The following is a 13,931-nucleotide window of genomic DNA, read 5'->3' on the forward strand; positions in this document are numbered from 1 at the left end:
AGACCGCCCCATAGACTGGGGCCCATGACCACCGACTTCTCGCCCGTCGACCTCGCGACGGCCCGCGACCGCCTCCGCCAGCTGATCATCGACCTCGCCGTGGTGCGGGGCCGGGTCACGCTCGCCAGCGGCATCGAGGCCGACTACTACGTGGACCTGCGCCGCGTGACCCTCCACCACGAGGCGTCGCGCTACGTGGGCCAGGTGATGCTGGCGCTGCTCGACGAGGCCGGGATCTCCTGCGCCGCCGTGGGCGGGCTGACCATGGGGGCGGACCCCGTGGGCCACGCGATCATGCGCACGGCGGGGGACCAGGGCCGGGCCGTCGACACGTTCGTGGTCCGCAAGGCCCAGAAGAGCTACGGGATGGGCCGCCAGGTCGAGGGCCCCCCGGTGCAGGGCCGCGACGTCGTCGTCGTGGAGGACACCTCCACGACCGGCGGGTCCGCGCTCACCGCGGTGGAGGCCCTGCAGCGGGCCGGCGCCAACGTGGTGGCCGTGGCGATCATCGTGGACCGGCGGACCGGCGCCAAGGAGCGCATCGAGGAGACGGCGGGCGTGCCGTGCCTCTACGCCTTCACGAAGGACGAGCTCGGGCTTGACTGACCCCGTCGACGGGACCGGCGCCGCGGGACCGGGCCCCGCGGTGGGCGTCGGCCCCTGGGCGGGCCCGTGGCCCGAGGGGGAGCAGTGGGATCCGGAGCTGCTCGAGCACGGGGACCGGCGCAACGTCGTGGACGCCTACCGGTACTGGACGATGGACGCGATCGTGGCCGATCTGGACACCCGCCGGCACGGGTTCCACGTGGCGGTCGAGAACTGGCAGCACGACCTGAACATCGGCTCGGTGGTGCGCACCGCCAACGCGTTTCTCGCCCGGGAGGTGCACATCGTCGGCAGACGGCGCTGGAACCGCAGGGGAGCGATGGTCACCGACCGGTACCAGCACCTGCGCCACCACGCGAGCGTCGAGGAGTTCGCCGCCTGGGCGGACGCCGAGGGCCTGCCCGTGATCGGGATCGACAACTTCCCCGACTCGCAGCGGCTCGAGACCTACGACCTGCCCGAGCGCTGCGTGCTGGTGCTCGGCCAGGAGGGGCCGGGGCTGAGCCCCGAGATGCACGCCGCTGCCGGGGCCACCCTGTCGATCGCCCAGTTCGGCTCGACCCGCTCCATCAACGCCTCCGCGGCGGCCGCGGTGGCGATGCACGCCTGGGTCCGGCGCCACGTCTTCGGCCAGCCGGTCGCCTGACGGGCGACCCGCCGCGTCCACCCGCCGTCCCCCGTCGTCCCGCGGCGCGGCTTTGGCTAGAGTGGGAGCCAGGCCACACCCGAACCGAAGGAGCCAGCATGCCCATCGCAACCCCTGATGTCTACGCCGAGATGATCGACCGGGCCAAGGAGAAGGGTTTCGCCTACCCGGCGATCAACGTCACCTCCTCCCAGACCCTCAACGCCGCCATCCGCGGCTTCGCCGAGGCCGGCTCGGACGGCATCATCCAGGCCTCCACCGGCGGCGCCGCCTACTGGTCCGGGGCCTCCGTCAAGGACATGGTCAACGGCTCGCTCGCGATGGCCGCCTTCGCCCGCGAGGTCGCCAAGAACTACGACGTCAACATCGCCCTGCACACCGACCACTGCCCGCAGGACAAGCTCGAGGGCTTCGTGCTGCCGCTGCTGGAGGAGTCGGAGAAGGCCGTGGCCCGCGGCGAGGACCCGATCTTCCAGTCCCACATGTGGGACGGCTCCGCCATCGAGCTCGACGAGAACCTCAGGATCGCCCAGGACCTGCTGGCCCGCACGAACAAGGCCAAGATCATCCTCGAGGTCGAGATCGGCGCGGTCGGCGGCGAGGAGGACGGCGTCGAGAACGAGATCAACGAGAAGCTGTACTCCACCGTCGAGGACGGTCTCGCCACGGTCGAGGCCCTCGGCGCCGGCGAGAACGGCCGCTACCTCACCGCCCTGACCTTCGGCAACGTGCACGGCGTGTACAAGCCCGGCGGGGTCAAGCTGCGCCCCGAGCTGCTGCAGCAGATCCAGGCGGAGGTCGGCAAGAAGCTCGGCCAGGACCGCCCGTTCGACCTCGTCTTCCACGGCGGCTCCGGCTCCTCCGCGCAGGAGATCGCCGACGCCGTCTCCTACGGCGTGGTCAAGATGAACGTGGACACCGACACCCAGTACGCCTTCACCCGCCCCATCGCCGGGTTCATGTTCGCCAACTACGACGGCGTCCTGAAGATCGACGGCGAGGTCGGCAACAAGAAGAAGTACGACCCGCGCGTGTGGGGGGCCCTGGCCGAGGAGTCCATGGCCGCCCGCGTGGTCGAGGCCTGCCAGAACCTCGGCTCCGCCGGGACCTCCGTCAAGTAGCCGCCCCTCCGCGGCCGCGGAGCACGACGGCGGCGTCCTGCCCGAGCGGGGCGCCGCCGTCGTTCCCGCGCCCGTCCTGCACGCCCCGCAGTCCCGCGCATCGAAAGGACCCCGTCCCTCATGAGCCTCACCGGCAAGAACCTGCTCGGCGGCCCCGAGCCCACCTACCTCACCGAGGACCCGGGCCTGGTCGAGCGCATCGAGGCGGGCGACGAGGCGGAGGACCTCGCCGCGCGCTTCCCGAAGGCCTCCCTCGCGTGGGCCATGTGCGCCGAGGACGCCCTCGCCGAGGGCCGCGTCCTCGAGGGCTACGCCTTCGCCCGCGTGGGCTACCACCGCGGCCTCGACGCCCTGCGCGGCCACGGGTGGAAGGGCCACGGGCCCGTCCCGTTCTCCCACGAGCCCAACCGCGGCTTCCTGCGGGCGCTCGCGGCCCTGGGCCGGGCCGCCGCGGCCATCGGCGAGTTCGACGAGGCCGAGCGGATCCAGAAGTTCCTCAACGACTCGGACCCCACCGCCGCGGAGCAGCTGCAGCGCTGACCCGGCGGTCGCCAGGGCCCGGGGGACGTCGGAGGACGGCTCCCGGGCCCTCGTCGTGTCCGCGTCCTTCCCCGGAGGCCTCCGTCGAGCGCCGCCTCGGACCTGAGGAGTTGGATCTCGTCCGGCACCGGCTTACAGTTTGATTGTCGACAATCAAGCCGCACCGGGTCCACTCGCCCCGGGCCGGAGGAGAGACCCGGACGAGAGATGGAGAGCAGCATGGCAGCCCGGTCGGCCCTTCCCCCCGTGGTCCAGGAGTCGACCCCTGCGCTCATCGCCAGGATCCTGCGGGAGGCCATCGCCGACGGCCGCTTCCCGCCCGGGAGCCAACTCGTGGAGCAGGAGCTGGCCAGGGAGCTCAACGTGAGCCGGGGACCCCTGCGCGAGGCCATGCAGCGGCTCACGCAGGAGGGCCTGCTCGTGGGCCACCGCAACCGCGGGCTGTTCGTGATGGAGCTGACCGAGGACGCGGTCCGGGACATGTACCTCGCCCGGGAGGCCGTGGAGTGCGCGGCCGTGCGCCGGATCGTGGCCACGGGCACCGGGCCCTGGGCCGCCGAGGCGCTGGCCGTGCCGCTGGCCGAGATGCGGGCCGCCGCCCCGGAGCCGAACGGGCGCGCGATGTCGGAGGCGGACCTGCACTTCCACGAGCTGCTCGTGGAGCTCGCCGGCAGCCCCCGGCTGCTCGGCATGCACCGGACGCTGCTCACCCAGATCCGGATGTCCCTGACCGGCATGCAGGGGACCTACGGGTCCGCCGACGCCCGCCTCCGGGAGCACACCGAGATCGCGGAGGCGCTCGACGCGCAGGACGCGGACCGTGCGGACACGCTGCTGCGGGCCCACATGCAGGACGGACTCGAGCGGGTCCTGGGCGCCTGACCGGGCCGCGCCCCTGCCCGCGCGCGGGGCGTCAGGACGCGCCGGGCTCCTCGCCGCGGCCGGGGCCGCCGGGCCGGCGCGGACGCCACATCGGGCGGGGCCAGTCCCTGCGGGGCAGGCGCACGTTCCACTCGCCCGCCCCGGGCAGCCGCCACCCCCGGCGCCGGGCCACCACGGTGACCGTGGCGGCGGTGAGGATCGCCGCGGCCATGCCCCAGTTGGGGTAGCCCAGGCCGTGCAGCACCGCCATCTCGGCGCTGCCGATCACCGCCCCGGTCGCGTAGAGGGTGTTGCCGCCGAAGATCATCGGCACCCGCCCCACCGCGATGTCGCGGATCATCCCGCCGCCCACGGCGGTGATCACCCCGATCATGACGGCCGGCAGCCAGGTCAGTCCCACGTCGAGGGCCTTGCCCGTGCCCGTCGCCGCCCAGCAGCCCAGGGCCAGGGCGTCGGCCACCACCAGCACGCGGTTGGTCCACTTCCCCCGGAACTGCAGGAAGAACGCGATGGTGGCGCCGGCGATCGCCGTGATCAGGTACGCGGGGTTGGTCAGGGCCACGGGGAAGCCGACCTGCAGGAGGGTGTCGCGCAGCAGTCCCCCGCCGAGCGCGGAGACGACGGCCAGGAACGCGAAGCCGACGGGGTCCATCTTCAGCTGGCGCGCCACCACCCCGCCCAGGACGCCGTTGGTCAGCACGCCGAGCAGGTCGACGGCGTCGAAGGCCGCGCTCGGGTCGAGATCCTCCACGGCCACCACGGCCACCACCGCCTCTCCCGCGTCACGCCGACGCCCGAGGGTAGCACCGTCTCCCGCGCCCCTGCTGGCCACCGCGGCGGCGTTCCTGGGCATCCTCGCCCTGGTGGGCGGGGTGGTGACGGGCATCGTGCTCGCGGTCCGCAGCGAGTGGGACAACCTCTCGGCCTCGGCCGTGGAGGGGTGGGAGGAGCTGCAGCGCGTGATCATGTCCGGGCCCCTGCCCGTGGACACCGCCTCCCTGGACGCGCTGCTCCAGCGGGCCACCGACTTCCTCACGTCCAGCGCCTTCGCCGGGGGAGCCATCAGCGGGCTCACGGCCGCCACCGAGTTCCTCGCCGGGGTGGTGCTCATGACCGTCGTCCTGTTCTTCTTCCTGAAGGACGGCGCGAAGATGTGGAACTTCACGCTGCGCTGGTTCCACGGCGGGACCCGGGCGCGGCTCGCAGAGTCCGGGGACCGGGCGGTCCAGGTGCTCGGCGGCTACGTGTGCGGCACCGCGGTCGTCGTCGCCGTCGACGCGGTGTTCATCGGGGTGCCCCTGGCCCTGCTCGGGGTGCCCCTGGCGCTGCCGCTGGCCGTCATCGTGTTCATCGGCGGGTTCGTCCCGATCGTCGGCGCCACGGCCGCGGGGATCCTGGCCGCCCTGGTCGCGCTCGTGACCAACGGCCCGTGGACCGCCCTGATCGTGGCCGGCGTCGTCGTCGTCGTCAACCAGATCGAGGGCGACCTCCTCCAGCCCGTGGTGATGGGCCGGACCCTGAGCCTGCACGCGATCGTCGTGCTCCTGGCCCTCACGGTGGGCACCATCGTCGGCGGGATCTTCGGGGCCATCCTCGCCGTGCCGATCACCGCGGTGGGCTGGGCCGTGGTCCAGGTGTGGAGCGACCGGTACCAGGCGGGGGAGGACCCGGTGCTGGGGCCGGACCCGCTCGACCCCCAGGACACCGCCCGGTCCAAGGCGAGCATGGCCGAGCGGTGGAAGTACCAGCGGATGCGCTACCAGCACCGCCCCGGCGGCCGGCTCGGGGCCACGGGGCACGACGCCCGCGGGCGTCCGCACGACGGGCCCGCCCCGGCCGGGGACGAGCCGGACGGGCAGGCCTGAGCGGCCCCGGAGGGCCACGGCGTCACAGGAAGGGGCGCAGCGGCACCAGGACGGTCTCGGCGAACCAGGCCGCGGGGGACCGCTCGTCCCACCGGCCCGCGGTCAGCTCCCGGCAGTTCTCGCTGTCGGCGGCGAAGACCGCCTCCATGTCCGCGGCGACGTCCCGGTCGTGGATCTCGAGGTTCGTCTCGTAGTTGAAGCCCAGGCTCAGCCGGTCGATGTTGGCGGTGCCGACGATCGACCACTGCCCGTCGATCGTCGCGGTCTTGGCGTGGATCATGGCGTGGCGGTAGAGCAGCACGGTGATGTCCGCGGCCAGCAGGGTCGAGTAGAAGCCGCGGGAGAGCCAGTCGGCGAGCACGTGGTTGGAGTCCTCGGGCAGGATGACGCGCACGTCCACGCCCCGCCGGGACGCCTCGATCAGGGCGGAGAGGATCTGCTGGTCGGGGATGAAGTAGGCGGTGGTCAGGTAGATGTGGTCCGTGGCCCGGTGGATCGCGTCGAGGTAGACGCTGCGGATCGGGTACACGAGGCTGGCCGGGATGTTGTTGATCGCGCGCACCCGCGAGTCCCAGGAGCCGGGGTTCACGTGCGGGAGCTTCGGCCGCCGCGCCGAGGGGTGGTTCCACACCGCGGCGAAGGAGTGGCCCAGCTCGAAGGCGGCGGGGCCGGTGAGCCGCACGTGGGTGTCCCGCCACTGCGTGGCGTAGAGCGAGCCGAGGTTGTAGCCGCCCACGAACCCGACCTCGTCGTCGACCACCAGCAGCTTGCGGTGGGTCAGCCCGGTCGCCTGCAGCGGGCTCAGCAGCAGGCGCGGGCGCAGGACGGGGAACCGGAAGACGTGCACGTCCGGGTGGAAGCGGTAGAAGCCGCGGGGCACCACGAGGTTGCCGAAGCCGTCGTACATGACGTGCACCTCGACACCGCGGGCGGCGGCGTCGTTGACGGCGTCCAGGAACTCGCGCCCGACCTCGTCGTCCTTCCAGATGAAGGTCTCCAGCAGCACCCGGTGCCGGGCGCCGCGGATCGCGGCGAGCATGTCCCGGTAGAGGTCCTCGCCGTAGGTGTAGATCGTGGTGCCGGTCTCCGCGACCGTGTGCTCGAACGTGCCCGGGCGGGGGAACCCGGAGCGCCTCGAGCGGCTCCGGCGCTTGATCGCGTCGGTGGCCACCAGGGTGGCCACCACCGCCGCCTGCACGGCCACCATGCCCAGGGCGGAGCGGACGGCGAACGAACGGAGCAGGCGGGGCCCGGAGGAACGAGGAATTCTCATCCGCGAAGCCTACCCGGGCGCCGCCGGCGGTGCGGGGCGGCCTCAGACCGTCCGCGCCGCCGCCCGGCCCGCGGCGTCGTCCTCCGCACCGTCCTCCGCGCCGCCACCCGTCGACGACGACGGCGCTGCGGTCGTGCCGCCGGCGGTCGGCCCGTCCGCGCCCGGGGAGCCGTCGCCCAGGAGTCGGGCCTTCTCGGCCTCGAACTCCCCGGCGGTCAGCGCGCCGCGGTCCCGGAGGTCCGCCAGGAGCGTCAGCTGGTGGGCACGGCCCCCGTCACCCGGCCCCGGACGCGACCGGGCCGCCGCGAGGCGCTGCTCCTCGGCGGCGCCGACGGACCGGGTGAGGAGATAGACCAGCGGTCCCACGAACGGCAGCAGGACGATCACGAGCGCCCACAGCACCTTCGTCCCGCCCCTGATGTCCTCACGGCGGGTGATGTCGACCAGCGCCACGCCCCAGAGCAGGGCCAGCGGCGTCCAGATCACCAGCAGCCACAGAAACTCCCAGAAGTTCATGAGGTCCTCCCCGGTCCGGCGGGGCTCTCGGCGTCCCCGGGTTCACCTCCAGGGTCCCGCTCCGCCGCGGGCCGGGCCTCACCCGGCGCGGGTGATCCGGGGGACCCGTCGAGGGTCGTGTGCTCCAGGAGGCCGAGCGTCCGGGCGCGGAGCACGGCCTCCCGCCGGGTGCTGACGCCGAGCTTGCGGTACAGGGACTTCAGGTGCGCCTTGACGGTGTTCACCGACAGGTACAGCTCGGCGCCGACCTCCGTGTTGCTCATCATCGTCGGCAGCAGCAGGAGCACGCTGCGCTCGCGGCTGGTCAGCGACTCCAGCACGGCCGGTGCGCGGGTGGGGGTGCTGCCACCGAGGAGGTCCAGGACGGTCCCGACGAACTCCCGGTGCGTGCCCACGGCCCGCCGGTGCAGCTCCAGCAGTCTCCTGACCCGCTGCCCGTCCACGAGCAGGAAGGGGCGCACGATGTGCTCGGGGGCCGCCACGGCCAGACAACGCCCGAGTCAGGCGTGGGCCTGCACCTCGTCGCGGAGCCGGTCGTGGGCGAGGGCCGCCAGCAGCCAGGCCTCGACGGCGGGTCCTCCGTCCACCTCGGTCTCCCGGAACAGGTGCTGCAGCTGCCGCAGGCACTGCGCGGGGTCGTTGGTCTCCAGCAGGGCCCGGGCCCGCAGGACGATCCGGTGCCCGTGCGGCCGCCCCCGGGACGGGGCGGTGACGGGCGGGTCGCCGAGCAGCGCCGGGACGGCGGCGGGCCGTCCCTCCGCCAGGAGGATCTCGGCCCGGACCAGCTCGCACCACTGGGCGAGGAAGTCCGGCATCGCCCAGTCCTGCGTGCTCCCGCGCAGCCGCCCCAGGAGGTGCCGGGCCGCGGTCACGTCCCCCTTCGAGAGCTCGAGCCGCACGCCCACCAGGGCCAGGCCGGTCTCCGCGTAGCGGTCCGGCACCCGGCCCACGCACGCCCTCCCGCGGTCGAGGGCGGCGGCGCAGGCCCCGACGTCGTGCTCCAGGAGCCGGATCACCGCCTCCGCCAGGAACGCCGTGGCCGTCAGCGGGAGGAAGGTCCAGCCGGACTCCTCCGCGACGGCCAGTGCGACGTCCACCTCGCGGCGAGCCTCCCGCAGCCGGCCGCGCATCGCCTTCAGGGCGGCGAGGTTCCCGTGCAGGTGCAGCGCGAGCACCGGGGTCATGGCGGAGCGGTCCGCGAGGGCCGCGACCGTCCGGGTGAGGGTGGTCTCGGCGGCGCCGAGCTCACCGGTCCACAGGAGGCCCATGGCCAGCACCGTGGCGGTGGCGATGCGGTACACGGGGGCGGCCGGGAGCTCCTCGGGGAGCACCTCGTCCAGCTGCCGGATCGCGGTCCTGGAACGGCGGACCTGCTCGGTGGCGTCCGCGTGCATCCACGCCAGAACGGCGTCGAGCGTGGAGAGCACCACCGTGGTCAGCCGGGCGTCCTGCGCGGACAGCCGGGGCAGCAGCTTGCGGGCGCGCGCGGCGTGGGAGGCGACCCCCACCGGGTCGTAGGCGGCGTAGCGCACGGCGGCGACCGCGGCGGCCACCTCGCAGTCCCGGGCGACCAGCTCGTCCGGCACGCCGCTGAGCAGCGCGACGACGGCCGCGCGGTCCGTGCCCAGGACCTCCGCGCCGGCGCTGCGCAGGACGAACCGGGCCAGCGCCGGCCAGTCCTGCGCCGCGCGCAGGTGCCGGGCCGCTTCGAGCAGCTCCCTGTGGGCCGCGAACCAGCCCGCGGCGCGCCGGTGCAGGACGGCCTGCCGCGCGGGGTCCTCCGCCCTGAGCCGGTGGCGCAGCAGGTCGGCGAAGAGGTGGTGGTAGCGGTACCACTTCCGCCGGTCGTCGAGGGCGACCACGAAGAGGTTCTCGTGCTCGAGCCTGGCCAGCAGCCGCTGGCCGTCGCTGCGGCCCGTCAGGGTGTCGGCGAGCTCGCCCGAGACGCGCCGGACCACGCAGGTGTCGAGCAGGAACCGGGTCAGCGCGGGCTCCTGCTGCGCGAGGACCTCCTCGGTGAAGTAGTCGGCGGGACCGCGCTGGTCCCCGGCCAGTCCGCGGACGGCCGCGCCCACGTCCTCGGCGCCCTCGAGGGCCAGCGCGGCGAGACGGAGCCCTGCCGCCCAGCCCTCCGTCCTCGTCAGCAGCACGGCCAGCTGCGGCGGTGTGGGGGCGACCTCTTGGGCGGCGAGGAGCTCCAGGGCCTCCGCGGGGTCGAAGCGGAGGTCGTCGGCGCGGAGCTCCGTCAGCCGGCCGCTCAGCCGCAGCCGCTGCAGCGGCAGGTCCGGGTCGCTGCGGGTGGCGATCACCGGGCGGAGGGCGCCGAGGTCCTTCCGGGCCGCCGCGGCCAGGGTCTCCTCGGCGGGCGAGCCCGCGATGCGGTGCAGGTCGTCGAGCACGAGCACCCGCGGCGCCGGGAGCAGCCCGCAGGCCTCCACCAGGAGGTCGACGAAGCGGGGGTCGTGGGTCGGCGGGGCGCGCAGACCGGCCAGGGCGCTCCCGGGGCCGACGTCGGACGCGGCCTGCAGGGACGCCAGGACGCGGGCCCAGAGCTGCTGGGGGTCCCGGTCCTCGGGCTCCACCGACAGCCAGGCCACGGGCGGGCGGCGCGGTGCGGCCCACCCCGACAGGAGCAGCGTCTTGCCCGCCCCCGCCGGGGCGGAGACGACCACGGTGCCGGCGGCCACCCCGGCGTCGAGCATCCGCTCGAGACGCGGGCGGCGCACCGTCCTGGCGGGCACCCGGGGGATCGAGGAGCGCGTGGCGGACAGCGGTTCCGGCGGCGGTGGACGAGCCCCGCTCCGTTCGCCCGTCATGCTTGGAGGCTACTCCAGGAGCCCGGATGCCGGAATTGTGTCCGGCCGGCCCGCCGCATCACCCGTCGCGGGTGATGCGGGGCCCGGCCGTGGGCGCGACAGTGGGAGCACCGTCCGGCAGGCAGCGGGGCGCAGCAGGACAGGAGACAGCCATGGTCGTGTCGCTTCTCGTGCGGTGGGCGGTGCTGGCGGGGGCGGTCGAGCTCACCGCGTGGTTGCTCCCGGGGTTCTCCATCGAGGGCGGTCTGCTCTCCCACCTGGTGGTGGCGCTGTTCATCGGCCTCTGCAACGTGCTCGTGCCGCTCGTCACCGCCCGGCTGCCCCAGCCGGGGTCGGTGGTGCTGCTGGCGCTGCTCACCCTGGCGGTGAACGCGGTGCTCATCTGGGTCTTCTCCGCCCTGACGGGCCTGCTGGCCGTCTCCGGGCTGCTCGTCGCCGCGCTGGCGGCGCTGCTCATCTCGGTCTTCGCCGCCGTGCTGTCCCTGGTGGCCGATCGGCTCCTGGCCGCGCGCGCCCAGCGCACCGGTCCGGCCCCCGCCACTCGCGGGTGAGGCGCCCCGCAGGCGCCGGGAGGGGCGGCGACTACGCTCGTGCCATGGACCCCGGTTCCAGCGCCCCCGCCGTGGCGCGCTCGATCGGCCTCGTGCTCGGGCTCGGCCTCTCCGTGGCGGCGGTGACGCCCTCCCTGCTGCCGCGGCCGCCCGTCTTCCAGGGCTTTCTCGCCGGGGTCGGTTTCACGCTCGGCCACGGCCTGGGGGTCCTGCTCGTGGGGCTCGTGCTCCGGGCCGCTGCCGCCCGCCGCACCGGCGGACTCCCACCGGCCCGGGGCTCCGGGCGCGACTCCCGCCGGACCGCCGTGCGGGAGTGGGCGGCGGCCGCCGCCCTCGTGGTCCTGGGCTCGCTGGCCCTGTCCGCCCTGGTGGTCGAGTGGCAGAACGACGTCCGCGCGAACGTGGACATGCCCCCTCGGGCCGCCGCCGGGCTGGGCCCGTTCCTGCTGTCCTGGGCGCTGACCTCCGCGGCGGGACTGGGGCTCCTGGGCGCGCTGGGCGCCGTGCGGCGGCGCGCCCGCGACCTCGCCCGCCGTCGCGGCGCCGGCGCGGGCGCGGCCTCGGCCGTCTCCGTGGCCGCCGCGGGCACGGCCGTCCTCCTGGCCGTCCTGCTCGTGGTGCTCGGCGTGCTGGCCGCGGCGGACCGGGTCTACGCGGCACGGGACGCGACGACCCCCGAGGGCGTCGTCGAGCCCGGCTCCCGGTGGCGCTCGGCGGGCGGGGACTCGCCGGTGCGCTGGGAGGCGCTCGGCATGCAGGGCCGCGCCTTCGTCGGCGGCGGGCCCACCCCGGCGCAGATCGAGGAGGTGACGGGCCGTCCCGCGGCGGAGCCGGTGCGGGTCTACGTGGGGCTGGACCAGGCCGAGACGGCCGAGGAGCGCGCCGCCCTGGCCGTGGACGAGCTGCGCCGCACCGGCGGCTTCGAGCGGGAGGTGCTGGTGGTGGCCGCGCCCACCGGGTCGGGCTGGCTCGAGCGCCAGTCCGTGGACACCGTGGAGTACCTCAACGGGGGGCGCACGGCGATCGTGGCGACGCAGTACTCCTACCAGCCCAGCTGGGTCTCCTTCCTCTTCGCCCCGGAGCTGCCCCGCGCCTCGAGCCGGGCGCTGTTCGACGCCGTGCACGCCGAGTGGGCGCGGATGCCGGCGGGGGACCGCCCCCGGCTGGTGGTGTACGGGCTGAGCCTCGGCGCCTCCGGGATGCAGTCCGTGTTCGCCGACGTCCCGGAGATGACCCGCCGCACGGACGGCGCCGTGTTCACCGGCCCGCCGAACAACGCCCAGCCCTGGCGGAGCCTGCAGGAGGGCCGCGACCCCGGCAGCCCCGTGTGGCAGCCGGTCCTGGACCAGGGCCGGACCGTGCGCTGGCTCTCCGTCCCGGGGGACTTCGACGCCGTGCCCGGGCCGTGGGAGCGCCCGCGGATCGCCTACCTCCAGCACGCCACGGACCCCATCACCTGGCTGGACCCCGCCGTGATCTGGCAGCGGCCGGAGTGGCTGGCGGGATCGCAGGCCGAGGGCGGGCGCGCCGCGGACGTGAGCGACGCGATGGTGTGGATCCCGCTCCTGACCTACCTCCAGCTGGCCGTGGACATGGTCCTGGGCGAGGCCGTCCCGGCCGGCCACGGGCACAACTACGGGGACGTCGCCGTGGACGCGTGGGCCGCCGTCCTGCCGGAGCACGGCCTGGACGGGCCGGCCCTGGACCGCGTCCGGGAGGTCATCGCCGCCTACCCCTACGAGGACGCCGGGGCGGACTGAGGCCGGCGGCCGGGCGGGGCGCGGTCGTCCCGGCCGCCGGGTCCCGGGCCGGCCCGGTGCTACCGCCCCGTCAGCTCCGCCCGGGCGAGGTCCAGGGCCCGGGCCAGGCGCTGCACGCCCACCTCCGTGCGCTCCGGGCTCGTGGAGGCGAAGCACAGCCGGAAGGCGTCCTGGAACCGGCCCGAGGGGGACAGCGCGGGACCGGGGATGAAGGCGACCCCCTCGGCGAGGGCGATCTCGAACAGCCGGGGCGTGGCCACGGCCGCGTCGTCGCCCTGCAGGGTCACCCACAGGAAGAAGCCGCCCTCGGGGTCGGTCGTGACCACCCGGGAGCCCAGGTGACGGGCGATCGAGGCGTCCATGGCCTGTTTGCGCCGCCGGTACTCCGTGCGCAGGCCGGCCAGGTGGTCGTCGTAGCCGCCCTGGCGCACGAACCGCTCCACGATGTGCTGACCGGGGACGTTCGTGCAGGTGTCCATGGCCTGCTTGCCGGCGATCAGCAGCCTCCGCAGCCGCGGGTCGGCGTCCACCCACCCCACGCGCAGCCCCGGGGCGAGGACCTTGGAGAAGGTCCGCACCGAGAACACGAGCGGGTCGTCCGGGCTGATCTCGCGGAAGCCGGGGACGTCCTCGCCGGCGAAGCGCAGGCCCCCGTACGGGTCGTCGTCGATGATCACGGCCCCCCACCGGTGCGCGAGGTCCAGGAGGCGCCGCCGGCGCGGCTCGCTCAGCGTGGTGCCGGAGGGGTTCTGGAAGTTCGGGATCGTGTAGACCGCCCGCGGGGTGCGCCCCGTCTCGGCGACCAGCGTCTCGAGCGCGTCCACGTCCATGCCGTCCTCGTCGACCGGGACCTCGAGCAGGTCCGCGCCGTAGCTGAGGGCGGTGCCGGAGCCGTTCGTGTAGGTGGGGGACTCGACCACCACGAGGTCGCCCGGGTCCACGAAGAGCTTGAACGCGAGGTCCAGGCCCTGCATGCCGCCGGAGGTGATGACGAGCCGTTCGGGCCGGGTCGGCTCCGGGGTCGTGGAGTGGTGGGCCACGACGGTCTCGAGCAGACCGGGCTCGCCCTCCGTGGCCCCGTACGTGAACGAGCCGGCGCCGAGGACCTCGGCGGCGATCCGCCGGAACTGCTCCGTGGGGATCACCTCGGCGTCCGGGGCGCCCATCGCGAAGCGGACGATGTCGTGGGTCTGGGCGGCGAGCAGGGACGTCGAGGAGTCGATGACCGACCCCACGAGCCCGTCCGCCCGGCGGGCCAGGGGCAGCAGGCCCCGGGCGGGGTCGCCGCCCACCCCCGCGGTGGGGGCGGTGCGCAGGCCGGCCACGGTGGTGAGGGATGCGGCGGTGGTGGTCAT

At 74.7% G+C, this 13,931-nt stretch carries 14 protein-coding genes; 8 read left to right on the forward strand and 6 right to left on the reverse strand.

Annotation, left to right across the window (positions count from 1 at the left end):
- The first annotated feature begins 24 nt into the window (after positions 1–24).
- The 5 genes from pyrE (at position 25) to E7Z53_RS05070 (ending at position 3,795) form a co-directional block, all read left to right on the forward strand.
- Entirely contained in the window at positions 25–606 is a 582-nt protein-coding gene (pyrE, locus tag E7Z53_RS05050) for an orotate phosphoribosyltransferase (RefSeq protein ID WP_017833050.1), read from the forward strand.
- On the forward strand, positions 599–1,252 hold the full coding sequence (locus E7Z53_RS05055; protein ID WP_109221780.1) for a TrmH family RNA methyltransferase: 654 nt from the start codon (positions 599–601) through the stop codon (positions 1,250–1,252). The genes pyrE and E7Z53_RS05055 overlap by 8 nt, the downstream gene beginning before the upstream one ends.
- 98 nt (positions 1,253–1,350) lie before the next feature.
- On the forward strand, positions 1,351–2,373 hold the full coding sequence (gene fbaA / locus E7Z53_RS05060) for a class II fructose-bisphosphate aldolase (RefSeq protein ID WP_109221779.1): 1,023 nt from the start codon (positions 1,351–1,353) through the stop codon (positions 2,371–2,373).
- Positions 2,374–2,493: 120 nt separating this feature from the next.
- Positions 2,494–2,913, forward strand: coding sequence for a DUF3151 domain-containing protein (locus tag E7Z53_RS05065; protein WP_017833053.1), 420 nt, complete (start codon positions 2,494–2,496; stop codon positions 2,911–2,913).
- 219 nt (positions 2,914–3,132) lie between these two features.
- The gene (locus E7Z53_RS05070; protein ID WP_043738845.1) at positions 3,133–3,795 is read left to right on the forward strand and encodes a GntR family transcriptional regulator; all 663 of its coding nucleotides are present in this window, start codon (positions 3,133–3,135) and stop codon (positions 3,793–3,795) included.
- A 31-nt stretch (positions 3,796–3,826) separates the two neighbouring features.
- Here E7Z53_RS05070 and E7Z53_RS05075 read toward each other — a convergent pair whose 3' ends face one another.
- On the reverse strand, positions 3,827–4,564 hold the full coding sequence (locus E7Z53_RS05075; protein WP_109242986.1) for a trimeric intracellular cation channel family protein: 738 nt from the start codon (positions 4,562–4,564) through the stop codon (positions 3,827–3,829).
- Positions 4,565–4,658: 94 nt separating this feature from the next.
- Between E7Z53_RS05075 and E7Z53_RS05080 the strand changes: the two genes are divergently transcribed.
- Positions 4,659–5,660, forward strand: a complete 1,002-nt coding sequence (locus tag E7Z53_RS05080) for an AI-2E family transporter (RefSeq protein ID WP_369597957.1) — start codon at positions 4,659–4,661, stop codon at positions 5,658–5,660.
- A gap of 22 nt (positions 5,661–5,682) precedes the next feature.
- On the opposite strand, the gene E7Z53_RS05085 is transcribed toward E7Z53_RS05080, so the two are convergent.
- From E7Z53_RS05085 to E7Z53_RS05095, 4 genes are read right to left on the reverse strand one after another with little or no spacing between them, the layout of a single operon-like run.
- Positions 5,683–6,933 carry a phospholipase D-like domain-containing protein gene (locus E7Z53_RS05085; RefSeq protein ID WP_051063743.1) on the reverse strand — a complete coding sequence of 417 codons (1,251 nt, stop codon included), beginning with the start codon at positions 6,931–6,933 and terminating at the stop codon, positions 5,683–5,685.
- 42 nt (positions 6,934–6,975) lie between these two features.
- The gene (locus E7Z53_RS20615; protein ID WP_017833062.1) at positions 6,976–7,449 is read right to left on the reverse strand and encodes an SHOCT domain-containing protein; all 474 of its coding nucleotides are present in this window, start codon (positions 7,447–7,449) and stop codon (positions 6,976–6,978) included.
- Entirely contained in the window at positions 7,446–7,931 is a 486-nt protein-coding gene (locus E7Z53_RS20715) for a response regulator transcription factor (RefSeq protein WP_217905466.1), read from the reverse strand. Before E7Z53_RS20715 ends, E7Z53_RS20615 begins: the two co-directional genes overlap by 4 nt.
- An 18-nt stretch (positions 7,932–7,949) precedes the next feature.
- Entirely contained in the window at positions 7,950–10,265 is a 2,316-nt protein-coding gene (locus E7Z53_RS05095; protein ID WP_217905467.1) for a helix-turn-helix transcriptional regulator, read from the reverse strand.
- 152 nt (positions 10,266–10,417) lie between these two features.
- On the opposite strand from E7Z53_RS05095, the gene E7Z53_RS05100 reads away from it, so the two are divergent.
- Positions 10,418–10,816, forward strand: a complete 399-nt coding sequence (locus E7Z53_RS05100; RefSeq protein WP_035925575.1) for a phage holin family protein — start codon at positions 10,418–10,420, stop codon at positions 10,814–10,816.
- A 44-nt stretch (positions 10,817–10,860) separates the two neighbouring features.
- Positions 10,861–12,576 (forward strand): alpha/beta-hydrolase family protein, encoded by a 1,716-nt coding sequence (locus tag E7Z53_RS05105; protein WP_126350424.1) that lies wholly within the window; start codon positions 10,861–10,863, stop codon positions 12,574–12,576.
- Positions 12,577–12,635: 59 nt separating this feature from the next.
- Here the strand turns inward: E7Z53_RS05105 and E7Z53_RS05110 are convergent, their stop codons facing one another.
- Positions 12,636–13,931, reverse strand: coding sequence for an aminotransferase-like domain-containing protein (locus E7Z53_RS05110; protein ID WP_217905468.1), 1,296 nt, complete (start codon positions 13,929–13,931; stop codon positions 12,636–12,638).

The sequence above is a fragment of the Kocuria salina genome (assembly GCF_013368965.1).
GTDB classification, from domain to species: Bacteria; Actinomycetota; Actinomycetes; order Actinomycetales; family Micrococcaceae; genus Kocuria; species Kocuria rosea.